A 20,125-nucleotide genomic window follows, 5' to 3' on the forward strand; every position below is an offset into this window, starting at 1 on the left:
TACGGGATTCGACGGCGCCACCGCCGGGTGGCGGGGCATTGCGGCCGGAGGCTCGGTTAGCGCCTCAGGCCTGTGTGATGCCTCAGGCCTGGTGCTTGAGGATGTAGTCGGTCGCGTCGCCGACGGTCTTGAGGTTCTTGACGTCCTCGTCCGGGATCTTGACGTCGAAGCGCTCTTCGGCGGCTACGACGACCTCGACCATGGACAGCGAGTCGACGTCCAGGTCGTCGGTGAAGGACTTGTCCAGCTGGACGTCCTCAACCGGGATGCCGGCGATCTCGTTCACGATCTCGGCGAGACCTTCGACGATCTCTTCCTGAGTGGCGGCCATGTCAGGCGCTCCTTCTTAGATGTTCCAGACGGTTGCTGCGGTACTGCTGTCGGCGTTCCCGCACCGGACGCATGATCCGGCACGGAGTGCCTAGGGGAGGGTAACGACAGTGGCGGCGTAGACGAGACCCGCCCCGAACCCGATGACGAGCGCGGTGTCGCCGCTCTTCGCCTCGCCGGTCGCCAGGAGCCGCTCCATCGCGAGCGGGATCGAGGCGGCCGAGGTGTTGCCGGTGGTGCGGACGTCACGGGCGACCGTGACGTGCTCCGGCAGCTTGAGAGTCTTCACCATCGAGTCGATGATCCGCACATTGGCCTGGTGCGGGATGAAGACGTCCAGGTCGTCCGCGCTGATCCCGGCCGCTTCCAGCGCCTGCTGGGCGACCTTCGCCATCTCGAACACGGCCCAGCGGAACACCGCCTGGCCCTCCTGCGTGATCGCCGGGAACTTGATGTGGCCCTGGCTGTCGCGCGGAAGCTCGGCCCTGTCACCGAAGTGGAAACGGTCCCAGGGGATGGTCTGCTTGATGGTCTCGGACTTGTCGCCCTCCGACCCCCACACCGTGGGCCCGATCGCCGGCTCCTTCGAGGGGCCGACCACGACCGCGCCCGCGCCGTCGCCGAACAGGAAGGCGGTGGCCCGGTCTTCGAGGTCGGTGAGGTCGCTGAGCCGCTCCACGCCGATCACGAGCACGTACTCGGCGGAACCCTCCACCACCATGCCCTTGGCGAGCGTCAGACCGTAGCCGAAGCCCGCGCAGCCGGCGGAGATGTCGAAGGCGGCCGCCTTGTTCGTGCCCAGCTTGTCGGCGATCTCAGTCGCCACGGCCGGGGTCTGGCTGAAGTGCGAGACGGTCGAGACGACCACGGCGCCGATCTGCTCGGCGGAGATGCCCGCGTCCGCGATCGCCTTGCCGGCGGCCTCGATCGACATCGCGGCGACCGTCTCCTCGGGGCCCGCCCAGTGCCGGGTCTCGATGCCGGAGCGCGAGCGGATCCACTCGTCGGACGAGTCGATCTTCTCGAGGATCACCTCGTTCGGCACCACACGGGTCGGGCGGTAGCCGCCGACACCGAGGATGCGCGCGTACGGGGCACCCTTGCTGGGCTTGATCTTCGACATCGCTGTGGGCTCCTAGGTCAGGCGCTGTGCTCGGCGATGAGTTCGCGGGCCGCGTCGAGGTCGTCAGGGGTCTTCAGGGCCAGCGTCTTCACGCCGGGCAGGGCGCGCTTGGCCAGGCCGGTCAGGGTGCCGCCGGGGCACACCTCCAGGAGGGCGGTGACGCCGAGCTCCTGGAAGGTCTCCATGCACAGGTCCCAGCGGACCGGGTTGGCGACCTGGCCGACCAGGCGCTCCACGATCTCGTCGCCGGTGGCGACGGCCTGCCCGTCCTTGTTGGAGACGTAGCTGACCTTCGGGTCGGCCGGCACGAGCTCCTTGGCGGCCTCGGCCAGCTTGTCGACCGCGGGGCGCATGTGGTGCGTGTGGAAGGCGCCCGCGACCTTGAGGGCGACGACCTTGCGGACACCCTCGGGCTTGTCCTCGTTCAGCGCGGCGAGCTGCTCCAGGGTGCCGGCCGCGACGATCTGGCCGGCGCCGTTGATGTTCGCCGGGGTCAGACCGAGCTTCTCCAGGTGCGCGATCGAGACCGCCGGGTCGCCGCCGAGCAGCGCCGACATCCCGGTCTCGGTGATCGCGGAGGCCTCGGCCATCGCCAGACCGCGCTTGCGTACGAGCCGCAGCGCGTCGGTGTCGTCGAGGACACCCGCGAAGGCGGCGGCGGTGAACTCGCCCACGCTGTGACCGGCGACCGCGCCCGGCGCGACGTCGGACATGTCACCGAGTGCCGCGGCGGACAGGATTCCGGCGGCGACGAGCAGCGGCTGGGCGATCGCGGTGTCGCGGATCTCGTCCGCGTCCGCGTTCGTGCCGTAGTGCACCAGGTCGAGCCGGATGGCGTCCGACCAGGAACGCAGACGGTCCTCGACACCGGGGAGGTCGAGCCAGGGGGTCAGGAAGCCAGGCGTCTGGGCGCCCTGGCCGGGAGCGACGAGTACGAGCACCTTCACACTCTCTCTTGGGGACGGCCACGGCCGCCCGTGGGGACAGGGACGAAGAACACGAAGGGGTTTTGTGGACCCCCGACAAAATCCTATGGCTGGAGATCTCCATCGACCAGACGCCCCAGGATCAGCGCGATCCGCAGTGTGAAGGCGGATCGTACATCGGAGGGCGACCATCCGGTGACGTCAGTCACACGTCGAAGCCGGTAGCGGACGGTGTTCGGGTGAACGAAGAGCATTCGGGCGGCGCCCTCCAGGCTGCTCGCCTGTTCCAGATAGACGCTCAGTGTTTCCAGCAGCGCCGAGCCCGCTTCCTCCAGCGGTCTGTAGATCTCCTCCACCAACTGCTCGCGCGCACCCGGATCGCCCGCGATCGCGCGTTCCGGAAGCAGATCGTCCGCCAGTACCGGCCGCGGCGCGTCCTGCCAGGCGGCACAGGCCTTGAGCCCCGCGGCGGCGGCCTGCGCGGACCGGGTGGCGGCCAGCAGGTCCGGTACGACGGGCCCCGCGACGACCGGTCCGGCGGCATAAGGCCCGATCAGCGACTTGGCGACGGCCAGCGGATTGTCGTGGCCGCCCGCGATGACGACGAGCCGGTCCCCGAGCACCCCGGTCAGCACCTGCAGCTTGGCATGCCGGGCGGCGCGCCGGATGGCCTCGACGGTCAGCTCGCTGTCCCCGTCGGGCGCGGTGCCGAGCACGACACACACGTTGTCGGGCGAGTTCCACCCCAGAGCCGCGGCCCGGCTGACCGCACCCTCGTCGGCCTCCCCGCTCAGCACCGCGTTGACGACCAGCGACTCCAGCCGTGCGTCCCAGGCACCCCGTGCCTCGGCGGCCTGGGCGTACACCTGCGCGGTGGCGAAGGCGATCTCACGGGCGTAGACGAGCAGCGCCTCCCGCAGCACGCGCTCGTCGCCGGGGGCCGCCACCTCGTCGATGGCGCTCTCCATGACCTCGATGGTGGTCCGCACCATCTCGACGGTCTGCCGCAGGGTGATCGCCCGCGTCAGCTCCCGCGGCGCGGTCCCGAACACGTCCGTCGAGATCGCCTGCGGGGCGTCGGGGTGCCGGAACCACTCGGTGAAGGCCGCGATACCCGCCTGGGCGACGAGCCCGATCCAGGAGCGGTTCTCCGGGGGCATGGCCCGGTACCACGACAGGGTCTCGTCCATGCGTGCGATGGCCTGGGCGGCGAGACTGCCGGACGACTTCTCCAGCCGCTTCAGGGTCGCGGAGTGCGGATGGACCACATGAGCCGAGGGATCGGACTTGCGCGTTACGGGTTCGGGCACGTGGACAAGACTGCCTTATCCGGACGGGAGCCTGCGCCGCCGGGTGCCGACTGCGGTCTACCGTGGTCCCGTGATGGACGTCAGGCGCGCGGCGGAGCGCTACCCCGGGGGAGACCCGGCGACCGGGATCGAGTCCCGGCACGCCTTCTCCTTCGGCCCGCACTACGACCCCGACAACCTGCGCTTCGGCGCGGTCATCGCGTGCAACGAGGAGCGGCTGGCGCCCGGCGCCGGCTTCGACGAGCACCCGCACAGCCACACCGAGATCGTGACGTGGGTGGTCGAGGGCGAGCTCACCCACCGGGACTCCGAGGGCAACGAGACGGTGGTCCGCCACGGCGACGTCCAGCGGCTCAGCTCGGCGGGGGGCGTCCGCCATGTCGAGCGCAACGACGGGGCGGAGCCGCTGACCTTCGTCCAGATGTGGCTGGCACCGGTGCGCCCCGGCGGCGAACCGTCGTACGAGATCGTCCGCGGCATCGCGGACTCGACGCCGTACGCGGTCCCGGAGGCGGGAGCGATGCTGCACGTGCGCCGGCTGGGGGCGGGGGAGCGGACGGCGGTGCCGGACGGGGCGTATGCGTATGTGCACGTGGTGCGGGGCGAAGTACGGCTGGGGGGAGAGCCGTTGGGGCCCGGGGATTCAGCGCGGGTCGCTGACGCGGAGGGCCTGGAGGCGGAGGGGCTGACGCCGGCGGAAGTGCTGGTGTGGGAGATGGCGGGGTAGCCGCGGGCCGTCGTTCGGCTGCGGGCAGGTGGCGGCCGGCCGCGCAGTTCCTCCCCCAGCCTTCGGCTGGGGGTACCCCCAGCGCCCCTGAAGGGGCGCTGCAGTCGCGGCTTCTTTGCAGCCGCCGTCTTTTCTCCAGCCGCGGGCAGTCGTGCCTCCCCCGGAGGGGGGACCCCCAGGCGGCACGGGTGGGTGCGACGGCACCCTGCCAGCGCCGGTAAGCGTCCCCACCCCGCCCAGCGGACCTCAGCCGCGTGACTCCGCCAGCACCGCGTCCGTGAACACCGGCCAGACCTCGACCGCCCAGGGGCCGAACGCCCGGTCCGTCAGGGCGACGCACGCCAGCCCCGCATCCGGGTCCACCCACAGGAACGTGCCCGACTGCCCGAAGTGGCCGAACGTCCGAGGCGAAGACGAAGCACCCGTCCAGTGCGGCGACTTGGAGTCCCGGATCTCGAAGCCCAGCCCCCAGTCGTTGGGGTTCTGGTGGCCGTAGCCCGGCAACACGCCCTTCGTGCCGGGGTAGTGGACGGTCAGCGTCGCCTCCGCCACCGTCCGCGGGTCCAGCAGCCTCGGTGCCTGCAGTTCCGCGGCGAAGCGGAGCAGGTCGGAGACCGAGGACACGCCGTCCTTCGCCGGGGAGCCTTCGAGGGACGTCGACGTCATGCCCAGGGGCTCCAGCACCGCCTGCCGCAGATACTCGCCGAACGGAATCTCCGTCACCTTGGCGACATGGTCCCCGAGCACCTCGAACCCGGCGTTGGAGTACAGCCGCCGTTCCCCGGGCGGCGCCGTCACCCGGTGTTCGTCGAAGGCCAGCCCCGAGGTGTGCGCGAGCAGATGCCGTACCGTCGCCCCCTGCGGCCCCGCCGGCTCGTCGAGGTCGATCGCCCCCTCCTCGTACGCGACGAGCACCGCGTACGCCGCGAGCGGCTTGGTGACGGAGGCCAGCGGGAAACGGTGACCGACCGGCCCGTGGGCGCCCAGGACGGTCCCGTCGGCCCGTACGGCACCCGCCGCGGCCGTGGGCACCGGCCAGTTGTCGATCACTGCGAGGCTCTGCAAGGACATGCCTACGACCCTAAGTGCTTCAGAGCGGCAGGATCATCGTGGGGTCCGGCTTGTGGACGAAGCCGAGCGCGGCGTAGAGCGGCTCGGCCTCGGCGGACGCGGTCAGCATGACCTGGCCAGCGCCCCGCTCCCGGAACCAGGCCAGCAGTTCCTCCATGCACGCGAGCGCGTACCCGCGGCGGCGCGCGTCCGGGTCGGTGGCCACGCTGAAGACGTACCCGGCACGCCCGTGCGGACTGCTCGCCTTGCCGATCCGGTAGTCGATCGTCCCGACGACCAGCGCCCCCAGCGCCCCCGGCCGGTCAGGATGGTCCACGACGAACGCGGCGAAGTCGCCGTCCGTCTCGCCCAGCCTCTCCGTGAGCCCCGGCAGCGCCTGGTCGTGCCATCCGGTGGAGGCGTCCCCGCCGGGGAGCGCGTCGATCATGACCTGGCGCAGCCGCAGCACTTCCGGCGCGTCCTCGGGCGTGGCCCGGCGTACGAGACTCATGCCGTGCACGCTAGTCACGGCCGCTCCGTCGCGTCGCGCGCATTTATTACCGGGTAATACCGGGTTCCGCTTGCTTCGAGTGCACTCGAAGGTCATAGCGTTGGTCCATGACGGTGATGCAGTCCACGACCGCGGCCCCTATCGAACAGCAGAGCCCCGCTCCCGCCGACATCTGCTCCGCCCCACCCCGGCGGCACCCGCGTCCCGAGGGGCAGGACCGCTACACGATCAGCGAGGTCGTCGCCTTCACCGGCCTGACCGCCCACACCCTGCGCTGGTACGAGCGGATCGGCCTGATGTCCCACATCGACCGCTCCCACACCGGCCAGCGCCGCTACACCAACCGCGACCTGGACTGGCTGGACTTCGTGACCAAGCTCCGCCTGACCGGCATGCCGGTGGCGGACATGGTGCGCTACGCGGAACTGGTGAGAGAGGGCGAGACGACCTACCCCGAGCGCCGCGAACTGCTGGAGCAGACCCGCAGGGACGTGGTGTCGAGGATCGCGGAGCTGCACGACACGCTTTCGGTACTGGACCGAAAGATCAGCTTCTATGAAACAGGCGGCAACTGAAGCGCCCTTGAAAGGGGCGCGGGGCTGTATCGATTTGCGGCTACCGCCGCGTGGGCGCGACCAGCCCCCACCGGCCCGCGGCCAAACCACTGCCGATCACAGCTCGGCCAACAACTCCGCCTTCTTCGCGGCGAACTCCTCATCAGTGACCAGCCCCGCCTGATGCAGCTCTCCCAAATGGCGAATCCGCTCCGCGATGTCCGCCGGGTCACGGCGCCCCGCCGGCGCCGGCAGCGCGGCCGACCCCTTCGCCCGCACCGCATGGAGCACCGCCGCCGCGAACGGCAGCGACTCGTGCACGGGCCCGTACCCCAGCCCGAACACCACCGTCGCCGGATCCTGGTCCGGCTGCGTCGGCTGCGCCCCCGCGAGGTCCCGCCGCAGCAGTCGTAGATGCCCCTCGAAGACCTCCGGCGACCGCCACTCCACACCCCCGAGGTCGGCGACCGCGAAGCTCTGGTCGCCGGCCTTCCACTTCGCCGTGGACGCGCCCGTCCACGACCACCGGAAGTGCACGGCCTTGCCGTCGAAGCTCGCCTTCCCGTCGTACGCCTTGAACTGCCGGGGCGTCTCGGGCGCGGCCACCAGAAACCTTTCGGCCGGGCCGGACTCGGCGAGCAGCGGCCGCAGTTCGTCGGCGTAGTACTCCGCGAGGGTCGCCCGCTCGGCCGGCAGGACGAGGCGGTAGGGGTCGCTGCCGTCCTTCAACTGCCCGGCTGCCGCCTCCATCAGCGGATCCGCGCCGGCGCGTGGCTCGGCGCGGAGTACCACCGTGCCCCGTTTCCCCGTGGTGAGCGTCACACCCGCCAGCGCGGCCAGCGGCACCCGGCGTTCACCCAGGGCCTGGAGCAGCTTGGGTGTTCGAATCCCCCGTTCGTAACGGATGAGCACGGAGTCGGACTCGAACTCCCAGGCGGCATGAAATCCGGCCAGTACGTCACCCATGCGGCTCATCGTATGCGGCACGTGCTTCCCAGTCCCATCCCCGCGCGCACCGCACTTCCTGCTGTCTCTACGCGCGTCCGGCCGTCGACGTGCCGGACAAATCCGCCCGGCACCCGTCATCGTCATGGGCGCACGTCACCGCGCCGTACTCGCCAACTCCGATGTCGGCGAGGTTGCGCAGGCTGTCCGTGCCCGGCTCGAAGTAGCCGGCGTGTCCCAGTGCGTCCTGCGCCGACAGCACCCGGGCCCCGAAGGAGGAGGAGACGGGATCGGCGCCGTGGCCGAGTCCGCCGAGCTCCAGATAGGGGACGTCCTGGATCCAGTCGGTGGCGTCCCGCATCGCCCACACCCGCACCGAGGTGCCCAGGTCCGCGGCCTTCTCGACCCGCATCCCAGGGCTCGCGGCCACCGCTATGTCCGCCACCCGCGCCGGCATGCCGTGCGCGGCGACCCCGCAGAGCACCGAGCCGTAGCTGTGGCAGAACATCGACACCGGCGCCTCGCCGGGCAGGGCACGCAGCAGCGCGTTCAGGCGTACGGCACCGAGCTCGGCGGCCGTGCCCGTCGCCGCGTCCACGCCGAGCCCGCTGGGCGCGGTGTAGTCGGCCCAGGCGATCACCGCCGTACGGGTCCCGGGGCTCGCGGCGTGCTCCGCCTTGTGCAGCGCCCTGGCCATACCGACCGGCGCGGTGTACTGGCGGTTCGTCTTCTGGAAGGTGAGCAGATCGGTGTCGACGCCGGGGACGATCACGGAGATCCGCTGGGCCCTGGGGAGATCGCCGAAGACCTCGGCGACCCGGCCGTCACCGTCCGGGTCGAAGGAGAGGATCTGCCGGCCCTTCGTCATCAGCGCCTCGTAGCGGTGCATACGACGTCCCGCGTCCTGTTGCCCGGCCGCGGTGAGCCGCGGGTCGTGCATGCGCTTCTTCTCGACCCTGCGCTGCTGTTCGAGGGCGATGTGGTTGGCGCGGTAACGCAGTTCGACCGGGGCGCCGTTCATGTTGCCGACCGCCAGCGGGTAGCGGTGGGCGAGCCGGTCGCGGTCCTGCGGGGTGAGCGACACGAAGAAGCGGGTGAGCAGCGCGGGCGACGCCTGCGGGTCGGGCAGCTGGAGACCGTGCACGCTGCCGTGCTCCCACTTGGTGAGGGAGGCCTGCAGGGCGGTGGTCTCGCGGTGGGTGCGCAGGGCGGTCCAGCCGGTGGTCGCGAGCATCACGAACACCACGGCCAGCGCGAGCAGTGCGCGCCAGACGTTGAGTGGCGGGGAGGCGTCGAAGGAAGTCACTGGGAGGACACACTAGGAGAACGGGAGGGTCTCGCGGTAACCGAGTGAGGGTTATCACGTTTCGGCAAACGTGAGGCTCATCTCAGGCCCCTCCGAACGGCCTCAGCGCTCCCGCCAGTTCCCGGTGAGCGCCGGCTCCACCTTGTCCAGGTACGCCACGGTGAGTTCACGGATCGCCTCGACGCTGAAGTCGTCGCCGACCGACCACTGCCGCTCGGTCACCCGGATCACCGCGCCGAACAGCGCGACCACGAGCCGGGGCCGGGGGTCGGTGTCCGGGTCGACGCCCTCCCGCTCGGCGACGATCCGCGTGATCTCCTCCTCCGTCTCGGCCTGGCGGCGCAGATGGGCCGCGTGCAGGGCCGGGGTCGCCTCGATCATCCGGTAGGCGCGCATGTGCAGTTCGACCGGGACGTACCGCTCGATGGCCTGCTCGATGGAGTCGAAGCTGTCCAGGACCGCCCCGCGCAGCGCGTCCAGCGGCGCCTCCTCGGGCGGGCGCCGACGCAGTGCCTCCACGTAGTACGCCTCGGTGAGCCGGGGCACGAAGAAGGCCACCTCCTCCTTGCTGGCGAAGTAGCGGAAGAAGGTGCGCTGCGAGACGTCGACGGACTCGGCGATCTCGTCGACGGTGGTGTGCTCGTAGCCCTGGGCCACGAAGAGTTCGAGCGCGGACCGCAGCAGCGCGTCCCGGGTGCGCTGCTTCTTGCGTTCGCGCAACGTTTCCATGTCTGACAGTTACTGACTAGTGAATTTGTTTGTCAACTGTCAGAGGCTGTCACTAGCCTCGAACGCATGACTAGTCAGACCACGATCGACACGGCGGGGTCGGGGGACAAGGCCCCGGTGGCCCCCTCGGACCAGCCGCCGGCCTCCGGCCTGCGGGGCCATCCCTGGTTCACCCTGATAACCGTCGCCGTCGGGGTCATGATGGTGGCCCTGGACGGCACCATCGTGGCGATCGCCAACCCGGCGATCCAGAAGGACCTCGGCGCCACCTTCGCCCAGGTGCAGTGGATCACCAACGGCTACTTCCTCGCCCTCGCGGTCTCCCTGATCACCGCGGGCAAGCTCGGCGACCGCTTCGGCCACCGGCAGACCTTCCTGATCGGTGTCGTCGGCTTCGCCGCCGCGTCCGGGGCCATCGGCCTGTCCAGCAGCATCGGCGCGGTGGTCACCTTCCGCGTCTTCCAGGGCCTGTTCGGCGCGCTGCTGATGCCGGCCGCGCTCGGCCTGCTGCGGGCCACCTTCCCGGCCGAGAAGCTCAACATGGCGATCGGCATCTGGGGCATGGTCATCGGCGCGTCCACCGCGGGCGGCCCGATCCTCGGCGGTGTGCTGGTGCAGCACGTCAGCTGGCAGTCGGTGTTCTTCATCAACGTGCCGGTCGGCCTGATCGCCCTCGTCCTCGGTGCGGTGATGCTGCTCGACCACCGTGCGGAGAACGCCCCGCGCTCCTTCGACCTGCTCGGCATCGCCCTGCTCTCCGGCGCGATGTTCTGTCTGGTCTGGGCGCTCATCAAGGCGCCGAGCTGGGGCTGGGGCGACGGCAAGACATGGGCGTTCATCGCCGCGTCCGTGCTCGGCTTCGGGCTCTTCTCCTTCTGGGAGACGAAGGTCAAGGAGCCGCTGATCCCGCTCGGCCTGTTCCGCTCCGTCCCGCTGTCGGCCGGTGTGGTCCTGATGGTCCTGATGGCCATCGCCTTCATGGGTGGCCTGTTCTTCGTGACGTTCTACTTGCAGAACGTGCACGGTATGGACCCGGTCGACGCGGGTCTGCACCTGTTGCCCCTCACCGGCATGATGATCGTCGGCTCGCCGCTGGCCGGCGCCGCGATCACCAGGCTCGGCCCGCGCATCCCGCTGGCCGGCGGCATGGCGGCCACCGCGATCGCCATGTACGGCATGTCCACGCTCAAGGCGGACACCGGCAGCGGGATCATGGCCGTCTGGTTCGCCCTGCTGGGTCTCGGCCTCGCGCCCGTCATGGTCGGCGCCACCGAGGTCATCGTCGGCAACGCGCCGATGGAGCTCTCCGGTGTGGCCGGCGGTCTCCAGCAGGCCGCGATGCAGATCGGCGGCAGCCTCGGTACGGCCGTGCTGGGCGCCGTGATGGCCTCCAAGGTCGACAACGACCTGCCGGGCAACTGGGCCGACGCGGGGCTGCCGAAGCTGACCTCGGCGCAGCTGGCACAGGCCTCCGAGGCGGTTCAGGTCGGTGTCGCGCCGGTCGCGAAGGGTACGCCCGCGGAGGTCGCCGCGAAGATCACCGGCGTTGCGCATGACACGTTCATCTCCGGCATGAGCCTCGCCTCTCTGGTCGCGGCGGGGGTGGCGGCGGTCGCGATCCTCGTCGCGCTGCTCACCAAGCGCGGCGAGAACGCGGACGGCAGCGCCGGCGTGGGCCATATCTGACGTTGATTCAGGGGGAGTTCACCTATCAGGGTGGCTTCGCTAAAGATCCCTCACGCAGGGCAGGCGCCGCAGGTGACATTGGGTCAGGTCCTCCGCAGGGCATGAAGGGGGACTTGACCGAGCTGCGGCGCGCTGCTGGAGGGGGGCAGCGGGCCGTCGTTCGGCTGCGGGTGGGCGGGGGCTGGTCGCGCAGTTCCTCCCCCAGCCTTCGGCCGGGGGTGCCCCCAGCGCCCCTTACGGGGCGCTTTCCAACCGTCGGCAGTCGTGGCAGCGGGACTCCGTCAACGCCGGTGAGCGCAACGCCGTCACCTCGGCCCGCAGCGCCCGCACCTCCTCGGTCAGCAAGGCGATCGCCTCCGTCTGCCGCCGCTCCTCCACGTCGTCCTTCTCGAACCGTGCGATGAACCACGTCGCGATGTTCGCCGTCACCACACCCAGCAGTGCGATCCCCGACAGCATCAGGCCCACCGCGATCATCCGGCCGAGCCCGGTCGTCGGCGCGTGGTCGCCGTAGCCGACCGTCGTCATCGTCGTGAAGGACCACCACAGCGCGTCACCCAGCGTCCTGATGTTCCCGTTCGGCGAGTCGCGCTCCACCGAGAGCACGGCCAGCGACCCGAACATCAGCAGCCCGATCACCGCGCCCACCACATACGTCGTCAGCCGGATCTGCTCGGCCATCCGCGCCCGCCGCCCCACCAGCGTCAGCGTCGCGACGAGCCGCAGCAGCCGCAGCGGCTGGAGCAGCGGCAGCACCACCGCGCACAGGTCTATCCAGTGCGTCCGCACGAACTCCCGGCGCCGGGGCACCAGGGCCAGCCGTACCAGGTAGTCCAGGGCGAAGGAACCCCAGACCACCCACTCCGCCATCGTGCACACGGACGTCAGGACGTGCCCTGCGGAACTGTCCACGATCGGCAGCGCGTAGGCGATGGCGAAGACCACCGCGAGTGCCAGCAACGGCCGTTGAGTGAGCTGCTCCCAACGAGCCTGCGCGGACTGTTCCTTCATGTGCGCATCGTAAAGAAATCGCAAGGGCGGCGGAGACCGGAGTCCCGCCGCCCCTGCGACCTGCTGCCCGATACGGCCGATACCGCCGATATGGCCTACGCGTCGCCGCCGGCCGCGCCCGGGTGCGCCGCGGTCACGTCCAGCAACTGGTACCGGTCGATGGCCTGCTTCAGCACCGAGCGGTCGAGCTTGCCCTCGCGGGCCAGTTCGGTCAGCACCGCGACCACGATCGACTGCGCGTCGATGTGGAAGAACCGGCGCGCCGCGCCCCGCGTGTCGGCGAAGCCGAAGCCGTCCGCGCCCAGCGACTGGTACGTGCCCGGCACCCAGCGCGCGATCTGGTCCGGAACCGATCGCATCCAGTCGGACACGGCCACGAACGGACCCTCGGCGCCGCTCAGCTTCTGCGTCACCCACGGGGTGCGCTGCTCCTCCTCCGGATGGAGCAGGTTGTGCTCCTCGCAGGCCACGGCCTCGCGCCGCAGCTCGTTCCAGGAGGTGGCGGACCAGACGTCGGCCTTCACGTTCCAGTCCTCGGCGAGGATCTTCTGGGCCTCGATCGCCCAGGGGACCGCCACGCCGGACGCCATGATCTGCGCCGGGACCGTGCCCGTCGTGCCCGCGCTGATCCGGTGGACGCCCTTGAGGATGCCCTCGACGTCGACGTCGGCCGGCTCGGCCGGGTGCTGGATCGGCTCGTTGTAGACGGTGAGGTAGTAGAAGACGTCCTCGCCGTGCGGGTGCTCGGCGTCGCCGCCGTACATCCGGCGCAGGCCGTCCTGGACGATGTGCGCGATCTCGTACGAGTACGCCGGGTCGTAGGCGACACAGGCCGGGTTCGTCGAGGCGAGCAGCTGGGAGTGGCCGTCCGCGTGCTGGAGGCCCTCACCGGTCAGGGTCGTACGGCCGGCGGTCGCGCCCAGGACGAAACCGCGCGACAGCTGGTCGGCCATCTGCCAGAACTGGTCACCGGTGCGCTGGAAACCGAACATCGAGTAGAAGACGTAGACCGGGATGAGCGGCTCGCCGTGCGTGGCGTAGGCCGAGCCCGCCGCGATCAGGGAGGCCGTACAGCCCGCCTCCGAGATGCCGTCGTGCAGCATCTGGCCGGTCGGCGACTCCTTGTACGCGAGCAGCAGGTCGCGGTCGACCGCCTCGTACTGCTGGCCGAGCGGGTTGTAGATCTTCGCGCTCGGGAAGAAGGAGTCCATGCCGAAGGTGCGGTACTCGTCCGGCGCGATCAGTACGAAGCGGCGGCCGAGCTCCTTGTCCCGCATGAGGTCCTTGAGCAGGCGGACAAAGGCCATCGTGGTCGCGATGGACTGCTGGCCGGTGCCCTTCTTCACGGTCGCGTACGTCTTGTCGTCCGGCAGCGCGAGCGGCTTGGAGCGTACGACGCGGGTCGGGACGTAGCCGCCGAGGCCCTTGCGCCGGTCGTGCATGTACTGGATCTCCTCCGAGTTCCGGCCCGGGTGGTAGTACGGCGGCAGGCCGGACTCCAGCTCCTTGTCGGAGATCGGCAGGTGCAGCCGGTCGCGGAAGCCCTTGAGGTCGGCGACCGTCAGCTTCTTCATCTGGTGCGTGGCGTTGCGGCCCTCGAAGTTCGGGCCCAGCGTCCAGCCCTTGATCGTCTTGGCCAGGATGACCGTCGGCTGGCCCCGGTGCTCGGTGGCCGCCTTGAACGCCGCGTAGATCTTGCGGTGGTCGTGGCCGCCGCGGCCCAGGTGCAGGATCTGGTCGTCGGTCATGTGCTCGACCATCGCGCGCAGCCGCTGGTCGTCACCGAAGAAGTGGTCGCGGATGTACGCGCCCGACTCGGTGGCGTAGGTCTGGAACTGTCCGTCGGGGGTCGTGTTCATCTTGTTGACGAGCACGCCGTCGCGGTCCTGGGCGAGCAGCGGGTCCCAGGTGCGGTCCCAGACCAGCTTGATCACGTTCCAGCCGGCGCCGCGGAAGACCGACTCCAGTTCCTGGATGATCTTCCCGTTGCCGCGCACCGGGCCGTCGAGCCGCTGCAGGTTGCAGTTGACCACGAAGGTCAGGTTGTCCAGGCCCTCGCGAGCCGCGATGGAGAGCTGGCCGAGCGACTCGGGCTCGTCCATCTCGCCGTCGCCGAGGAACGCCCAGACGTGTGACTTCGAGGTGTCGGCGATCCCGCGCGCGTGCATGTAGCGGTTCATCCGCGCCTGGTAGATCGCGCCGATCGGGCCGAGGCCCATCGAGACGGTCGGGAACTCCCAGAAGTCCGGCATGGAGCGCGGGTGCGGGTAGCTGGAGAGGCCGTCCGGGTACTTCGACTTCTCCTGGCGGAAGCCGTCGAGCTGGGCCTCGCTGAGCCGGTCGAGCAGGAACGCGCGCGCGTAGATACCGGGGGAGGCGTGCCCCTGGAAGAAGACCTGGTCGCCGCCGAGGCCGTCGTCCTTGCCGCGGAAGAAGTGGTTGAAGCCGACGTCGTAGAGGGACGCGGAGGACGCGAAGGTGGCGATGTGACCGCCGACGCCGATGCCCGGACGCTGGGCGCGGGAGACCATCACGGCCGCGTTCCAGCGGGTGGCGTTCAGGACCCTGCGCTCGATCTCCTCGTTGCCCGGGAAGAACGGCTCGGCCCGGGTCGGGATCGTGTTGACGTAGTCCGTGCTGCGCATTTCGGGCACGGCGACGCGCCGCTCGCGTGCCCGCTCGATCAGGCGGAGCATCAGATAGCGGGCCCGCTCCCGGCCGCGCTCGTCCACGGCGGCGTCGAGCGAGTCGAGCCACTCCTGGGTTTCCTCGGGATCGAAGTCAGGAACCTGACTCGGAAGGCCGCCAATGATGATCGGGTTGCGATCGGATCCGGAAGCCACGCTGTTCCTTACCTGTCAGAGGGGCACTGATTCCCTGGTTTTTCTGTTTTCGCCGCTTTTCCCTGCGTCTTGCCTGCGCCGCTGTCCATCGTCCACCCCGGGGCAGCGCACGTCATCTCTACCGTGAGGTAACTCGGGACCGGCCAAAACGCAACGATACGCCCGAGGTGTGACGCGCTTGGCAAACTCGTTCGACCGCCGTGTGTGAGGATGATTCCGAAAGGTGCATTGCGGGCAAAAGGGAGTGGTGCGTGTCACAGCCGTCCGCGATACGGTGCCGGGAGTTGCGGCGACACGGCCGGGATCGTCACCGTTTCGGCGGTCTGAACGGCCGGGTACTTGCGCGATCCGTCCCGCCCGTGTGGACTACGGCCAATGCTTCGCGCACGCGCGTGGCTGAGTTAATCACCAAGACATGATCAGGAGGCAACCCGTGAGCGCGACCGCGGACCACGCGGAGGAGCGGACCACCCCTGCCGTCAGGCTGGGGTTCCAGCCAGACCAGGTGGTCCAGGAGATCGGCTTCGACGACGACGTCGACCAGGAGCTCCGCGAGTCCATCGAAGAGACCATCGGCAACGAGCTGATGGACGAGGACTACGACGACGTGGCCGACGCCGTGGTGCTCTGGTTCCGTGAGGATGACGGCGACCTGACGGACGCGCTGGTCGACGCCCTCGGCTACCTCGAAGAAGGTGGCTCGATCCTGCTGCTGACGCCGAAGACCGGCCGCGACGGCTACGTCGAGCCGAGCGACATCGGCGAGGCGGTCACGACCGCCGGCCTCTCGCAGACCAAGAGCGTCAGCGTGGGCAAGGACTGGAACGGCAGCCGGCTGAACACGCCGAAGGGTGCCGCCAAGAAGCGCTGAGCCCCACCGGTGGACGGACCGCGCCGGTCCGTCCACCGGCCTGCCGTGATCGCCGTGCAAGGGTCGCCGCATAGGGTGTGCGTACCCGAACAGCCCCTGACGAAGGGATGCAGCGATGGCGATCCAGGTCGGCGACAAGGCGCCCGACTTCGAGCTCAAGGACAACCACGGCCGGACCGTGCGGCTGTCCGACTTCCGCGGTGAGAAGAACGTGGTGCTGCTCTTCTACCCGTTCGCCTTCACGGGTGTGTGCACCGGTGAGCTGTGCGAGCTGCGCGACAACCTGCCGAGGTTCGAGGACCGCGACACGCAGTTGCTCGCCGTCTCCAACGACTCCATCCACACCCTGCGCGTCTTCGCCGAGCAGGAGGGCCTGGAGTACCCGCTGCTGAGCGACTTCTGGCCGCACGGCGACACCTCGCGCGCGTACGGCGTCTTCGACGAGGCCAAGGGCTGCGCCGTGCGGGGCACCTTCGTCATCGACAAGGAGGGCGTCGTGCGGTGGACCGTGGTCAACGGACTGCCGGACGCCCGCGACCTGAACGAGTACGTGACGGCGCTCGACGCGCTGTGACACGCGCTGTGACCCTCCTGTAACCCCCTCGGCCGACCCCTAGGGGTCGACATGGCCGACACCCGGTAATTCTTCGGGGTCCAGGGCCTGCGGGGGGCGGGAACCCGTCACTAGGATCGAATCGTTGATCCGGTATCCGACGTACGACGGGGGCTGACCGCCCCTGGACACCACATGGGAGGACTCGTGGGAGTCAGCCTCAGCAAGGGCGGCAACGTATCGCTGACGAAGGAGGCCCCCGGCCTGACCGCGGTCCTCGTCGGTCTGGGCTGGGACGTCCGGACCACCACCGGCACCGACTTCGACCTGGACGCCAGCGCCCTGCTGCTGAACTCGGCGGGCAAGGTCGGCAGCGACCAGAACTTCGTCTTCTTCAACAACCTCAAGAGCCCCGACGGCTCGGTGGAGCACACCGGCGACAACCTCACCGGCGAGGGCGAGGGCGACGACGAGGTGATCAAGGTCGACCTGGCCACCGTCCCGGCCGACGTCGACAAGATCGTGTTCCCGGTGTCGATCTACGACGCCGACAACCGCCAGCAGTCCTTCGGCCAGGTCCGCAACGCGTTCATCCGCGTCGTCAACCAGGCCGGCGGCGCCGAGATCGCCCGCTACGACCTGTCCGAGGACGCCTCGACCGAGACCGCCATGGTCTTCGGCGAGCTGTACCGCAACGGCGCGGAGTGGAAGTTCCGCGCCATCGGTCAGGGCTACGCCTCCGGCCTGCGCGGCATCGCCCAGGACTTCGGCGTCAACGTCTGAGCCACAGCGCCCGTGTCCCGGGCGTTCGAAAGTCCGCTCTGTCCGGCGCCGCACCGTTTACGGTCGGCGCCGGACGCGCAGGACAACCGGAGAAGCACCGTCAGGGGAGGACCATCACCATGGGCGTCACGCTCGCCAAGGGAGGCAATGTCTCCCTCTCCAAGGCCGCACCGAACCTCACCAACGTCATGATCGGACTCGGCTGGGACGCCCGCTCCACCACCGGCGCCCCCTTCGACCTGGACGCCAGCGCGTTGCTGTGCCAGGGCGGGCGGGTCCTGGGTGACGAGTGGTTCGTCTTCTACAACCAGCTCAAGAGCCCGGAGGGCTCCGTGGAGCACACCGGGGACAACCTCACCGGTGAGGGCGAGGGCGACGACGAATCGATTCTGGTCGACCTGCCCAAGGTGCCGGAGACCTGCGACAAGATCGTGTTCCCGGTCTCGATCCACATGGCCGACGAGCGCGGCCAGACCTTCGGCCAGGTCTCCAACGCGTTCATCAGAGTGGTCAACCAGGCCGACGGCCAGGAGCTCGCCCGCTACGACCTCAGCGAGGACGCCTCCACCGAGACCGCCATGATCTTCGGCGAGCTCTACCGCTACCAGGGCGAGTGGAAATTCCGTGCCGTGGGGCAGGGCTACGCCTCCGGGCTGCGGGGCATCGCACTCGACTTCGGTGTGAATGTCTCGTAGCAGCTTCACAGTCCGGATGTGGGGCCCGCCAGACCCGCAGGACACCGATGCCCTCTACACTTCGGTCAACAGTGAGTAAAGCCGAGTAAACGATGATTGGGTAGCCAGTGCTTCTGAAAACCTTCGGCTGGTCGTTCGCGATCACCGCGCTCGGCCTGGTCGCCGCGGTCTTCTACGGGGGCTGGCAGGCCTTCGGCATCGTCGCGATCCTCGCCGTCCTCGAAATCTCCCTGTCGTTCGACAACGCGGTCGTCAACGCCGGGATCCTGAAGAAGATGAACGCCTTCTGGCAGAAGATCTTCCTCACGGTCGGCGTCCTCATCGCGGTCTTCGGCATGCGGCTGGTCTTCCCGGTCGTCATCGTCGCGATCACCGCCAAGATGGGCCCCATCGAGGCCGTCGACCTCGCGCTCAACAACAAGGACCGCTACCAGCAGCTGGTGACCGACGCCCACCCGGCGATCGCCGCCTTCGGCGGCATGTTCCTGCTGATGATCTTCCTCGACTTCATCTTCGAGGACCGGGACATCCAGTGGCTGCGCTGGATCGAGCGCCCGCTGGCCAAGCTCGGCAAGGTCGACATGCTGTCGGTCTGCATCGCCCTGATCGTCCTGCTGATCACCTCCTTCACCTTCGCCACCCACGCCCACCAGCACGGCGGCGGCCACGTCGACAAGGCGCAGACGGTCCTGATCGCGGGTATCGCCGGTCTGATCACGTACATGATCGTCGGTGGCCTCTCCGGCTTCTTCGAGGACCGTCTCGAAGCCGAGGAGGAGCGCGAGCACGAGGAGGAGGAAGAGGCCGAGCGCACCGGGAAGAAGAAGTCGCCGGTGGTGCTGGCCGGCCAGGCCGCGTTCTTCATGTTCCTCTACCTGGAGGTCCTGGACGCGTCCTTCTCCTTCGACGGCGTGATCGGCGCGTTCGCCATCACCAACGACATCGTGCTCATGGCCCTCGGCCTCGGCATCGGCGCGATGTACGTCCGCTCGCTCACCGTCTACCTGGTCCGCCAGGGCACCCTGGACGACTACGTCTACCTGGAGCACGGCGCCCACTACGCGATCGGCGCGCTGGCCGTGATCCTCATGGTCACCATCCAGTACGAGATCAACGAGGTCATCACCGGTCTCGTCGGCGTCGTCCTGATCGGCTGGTCGTTCTGGTCCTCCGTACGGCGCAACCAGCGGCTGGCGGCCGCGAAGGGAAAAGCGGGAGCGGACGAGAAGGCTGAGGTCTCGTCCGGCGTCTGACCGACCGAAAAGAAGGGTGTGACACCCTTCTGGACGAGGAACGCTCTGATCGGGGCGGCCGGCGGGGCCGGCCGCCCCGAGCTGTCGGCAGGAGTCTCTGGGGGCGGGAATGGGTTTCTTCGACGGGCTGCTGGGCGGGAAGGCGGCCGAGTTCGACTCGGGCAGCGCCGCCTCCAACTCCATCGAGCTCACCAGGCGGCACCAGCAGGTGTCCCTCACGAAGCAGGGCGCGGCCACCGGCAACCTGCGTATCAACCTGAGCTGGCGGATGCGGACGTCCGACTTCGACGGGGAACAGCGGGAGAGCCTGTTCCGGCACCCCTTCAAGGCGCTCAGGCCGCCGGAGGTGATCGGGCACGGCCAGAGCATGGTCAACGTCGACCTCGACCTCGGTGCGCTGTACGAGCTGACCGACGGTACGAAGGGGGTCGTCCAGCCGCTCGGCGGCCTGCTCGGGGACGTGAACGCACCGCCGTACGTCAAGCTCAGCGGCGACGACAGGTTCGGCTCCGCGTCCGGCGAGACGATGTACGTCAACCTCGACCACCGCGACGACATCAAGCGGTTGCTGGTGTTCGTGTACATCTACGACCAGACGCCGGCGTTCGACCGCACCCACGCGATCGTGACGCTCTACCCCAGCAACGGGCCGCGGATCGAGATAGGCCTCGACGAGCGGCATCCGCAGGCCCGGTCCTGTGCGGTCGTGATGATCGAGAACGTGAAGGGCGAGCTGGTGGTCCGGCGCGAGGTGAAGTTCGTGTACGGCTTCCAGGGGGAGCTGGACCGGTTGTACGGGTGGGGGCTGCAGTGGGGGCGGGGTTACAAGACGCAGGTGGAGAGGTAGTTCGCCTACAGGGGTGGGTGGCGTGGCGGGTGCGCGACTGCTGCGCCGTCGTGGCTGGTCGCGCCCACGCGG

The 20,125-nt window shown here is 69.3% G+C and carries 20 protein-coding genes; 9 read left to right on the top strand and 11 right to left on the bottom strand.

The genetic code is table 11. The features are described 5' to 3' along the window. Positions 1–82 precede the first annotated feature (82 nt). The 4 genes from EDD90_RS37525 to EDD90_RS37540 all read right to left on the bottom strand — a co-directional run bounded on the left by EDD90_RS37525 (position 83) and on the right by EDD90_RS37540 (position 3,689). Positions 83–331, bottom strand: a complete 249-nt coding sequence (locus EDD90_RS37525) for an acyl carrier protein (protein ID WP_046425089.1) — start codon at positions 329–331, stop codon at positions 83–85. A gap of 90 nt (positions 332–421) precedes the next feature. After that, positions 422–1,453, bottom strand: a complete 1,032-nt coding sequence (locus EDD90_RS37530; RefSeq protein ID WP_123977430.1) for a ketoacyl-ACP synthase III — start codon at positions 1,451–1,453, stop codon at positions 422–424. Positions 1,454–1,470: 17 nt separating this feature from the next. Then, positions 1,471–2,394 (bottom strand): ACP S-malonyltransferase, encoded by a 924-nt coding sequence (locus tag EDD90_RS37535; protein ID WP_123977431.1) that lies wholly within the window; start codon positions 2,392–2,394, stop codon positions 1,471–1,473. An 89-nt stretch (positions 2,395–2,483) separates the two neighbouring features. Beyond that, a complete protein-coding gene (locus EDD90_RS37540) occupies positions 2,484–3,689 on the bottom strand; it encodes a CdaR family transcriptional regulator (protein WP_123977433.1) in 1,206 nt (401 codons plus the stop codon). 73 nt (positions 3,690–3,762) lie between these two features. Between EDD90_RS37540 and EDD90_RS37545 the strand changes: the two genes are divergently transcribed. Continuing rightward, a complete protein-coding gene (locus tag EDD90_RS37545) occupies positions 3,763–4,416 on the top strand; it encodes a pirin family protein (RefSeq protein WP_123982057.1) in 654 nt (217 codons plus the stop codon). A 246-nt stretch (positions 4,417–4,662) separates the two neighbouring features. Here the strand turns inward: EDD90_RS37545 and EDD90_RS37550 are convergent, their stop codons facing one another. Beyond that, positions 4,663–5,487: a serine hydrolase gene (locus tag EDD90_RS37550; protein ID WP_123977435.1), complete on the bottom strand. Its 825-nt coding sequence runs from the start codon at positions 5,485–5,487 to the stop codon at positions 4,663–4,665. 19 nt (positions 5,488–5,506) lie between these two features. After that, positions 5,507–5,977 (bottom strand): GNAT family N-acetyltransferase, encoded by a 471-nt coding sequence (locus EDD90_RS37555; RefSeq protein WP_123977436.1) that lies wholly within the window; start codon positions 5,975–5,977, stop codon positions 5,507–5,509. Between the two features lie 107 nt (positions 5,978–6,084). On the opposite strand from EDD90_RS37555, the gene EDD90_RS37560 reads away from it, so the two are divergent. Further along, on the top strand, positions 6,085–6,552 hold the full coding sequence (locus EDD90_RS37560; RefSeq protein WP_123977438.1) for a MerR family transcriptional regulator: 468 nt from the start codon (positions 6,085–6,087) through the stop codon (positions 6,550–6,552). Between the two features lie 96 nt (positions 6,553–6,648). Here EDD90_RS37560 and EDD90_RS37565 read toward each other — a convergent pair whose 3' ends face one another. The 3 genes from EDD90_RS37565 to EDD90_RS37575 all read right to left on the bottom strand — a co-directional run bounded on the left by EDD90_RS37565 (position 6,649) and on the right by EDD90_RS37575 (position 9,511). After that, positions 6,649–7,497 (bottom strand): DUF4429 domain-containing protein, encoded by an 849-nt coding sequence (locus EDD90_RS37565; RefSeq protein ID WP_123977440.1) that lies wholly within the window; start codon positions 7,495–7,497, stop codon positions 6,649–6,651. Positions 7,498–7,564: 67 nt separating this feature from the next. After that, positions 7,565–8,782, bottom strand: a complete 1,218-nt coding sequence (locus tag EDD90_RS37570) for an alpha/beta hydrolase (protein WP_123977442.1) — start codon at positions 8,780–8,782, stop codon at positions 7,565–7,567. Between the two features lie 102 nt (positions 8,783–8,884). Beyond that, on the bottom strand, positions 8,885–9,511 hold the full coding sequence (locus EDD90_RS37575; protein ID WP_123977444.1) for a TetR family transcriptional regulator: 627 nt from the start codon (positions 9,509–9,511) through the stop codon (positions 8,885–8,887). Between the two features lie 66 nt (positions 9,512–9,577). Between EDD90_RS37575 and EDD90_RS37580 the strand changes: the two genes are divergently transcribed. Then, on the top strand, positions 9,578–11,197 hold the full coding sequence (locus EDD90_RS37580; protein WP_123977446.1) for an MFS transporter: 1,620 nt from the start codon (positions 9,578–9,580) through the stop codon (positions 11,195–11,197). 234 nt (positions 11,198–11,431) lie between these two features. Here EDD90_RS37580 and EDD90_RS37585 read toward each other — a convergent pair whose 3' ends face one another. Together EDD90_RS37585 and aceE are read right to left on the bottom strand one after the other, a co-directional pair. Beyond that, positions 11,432–12,208, bottom strand: coding sequence for a potassium channel family protein (locus EDD90_RS37585; protein ID WP_123977448.1), 777 nt, complete (start codon positions 12,206–12,208; stop codon positions 11,432–11,434). Positions 12,209–12,303: 95 nt separating this feature from the next. Further along, positions 12,304–15,051 carry a pyruvate dehydrogenase (acetyl-transferring), homodimeric type gene (aceE, locus tag EDD90_RS37590; protein ID WP_123977450.1) on the bottom strand — a complete coding sequence of 916 codons (2,748 nt, stop codon included), beginning with the start codon at positions 15,049–15,051 and terminating at the stop codon, positions 12,304–12,306. 433 nt (positions 15,052–15,484) lie between these two features. Here aceE and EDD90_RS37600 point away from each other — a divergent pair, with 433 nt between their 5' ends. The 6 genes from EDD90_RS37600 to EDD90_RS37625 all read left to right on the top strand — a co-directional run bounded on the left by EDD90_RS37600 (position 15,485) and on the right by EDD90_RS37625 (position 20,053). Further along, positions 15,485–15,922 carry a DUF3052 domain-containing protein gene (locus tag EDD90_RS37600; protein ID WP_185149371.1) on the top strand — a complete coding sequence of 146 codons (438 nt, stop codon included), beginning with the start codon at positions 15,485–15,487 and terminating at the stop codon, positions 15,920–15,922. A 115-nt stretch (positions 15,923–16,037) separates the two neighbouring features. Continuing rightward, positions 16,038–16,496 (top strand): peroxiredoxin, encoded by a 459-nt coding sequence (locus EDD90_RS37605; protein WP_123977454.1) that lies wholly within the window; start codon positions 16,038–16,040, stop codon positions 16,494–16,496. A 186-nt stretch (positions 16,497–16,682) separates the two neighbouring features. Continuing rightward, positions 16,683–17,258, top strand: coding sequence for a TerD family protein (locus EDD90_RS37610; protein WP_123977456.1), 576 nt, complete (start codon positions 16,683–16,685; stop codon positions 17,256–17,258). 119 nt (positions 17,259–17,377) lie between these two features. After that, positions 17,378–17,953 (top strand): TerD family protein, encoded by a 576-nt coding sequence (locus tag EDD90_RS37615; protein WP_123977458.1) that lies wholly within the window; start codon positions 17,378–17,380, stop codon positions 17,951–17,953. 107 nt (positions 17,954–18,060) lie between these two features. Continuing rightward, positions 18,061–19,206 (top strand): DUF475 domain-containing protein, encoded by a 1,146-nt coding sequence (locus EDD90_RS37620; protein WP_123977460.1) that lies wholly within the window; start codon positions 18,061–18,063, stop codon positions 19,204–19,206. A gap of 109 nt (positions 19,207–19,315) precedes the next feature. After that, on the top strand, positions 19,316–20,053 hold the full coding sequence (locus EDD90_RS37625; RefSeq protein ID WP_123977462.1) for a Tellurium resistance: 738 nt from the start codon (positions 19,316–19,318) through the stop codon (positions 20,051–20,053). Positions 20,054–20,125: the final 72 nt, after the last annotated feature.

Source organism: Streptomyces sp. Ag109_O5-1, assembly GCF_003814875.1.
Lineage (GTDB): Bacteria > Actinomycetota > Actinomycetes > Streptomycetales > Streptomycetaceae > Streptomyces > Streptomyces sasae.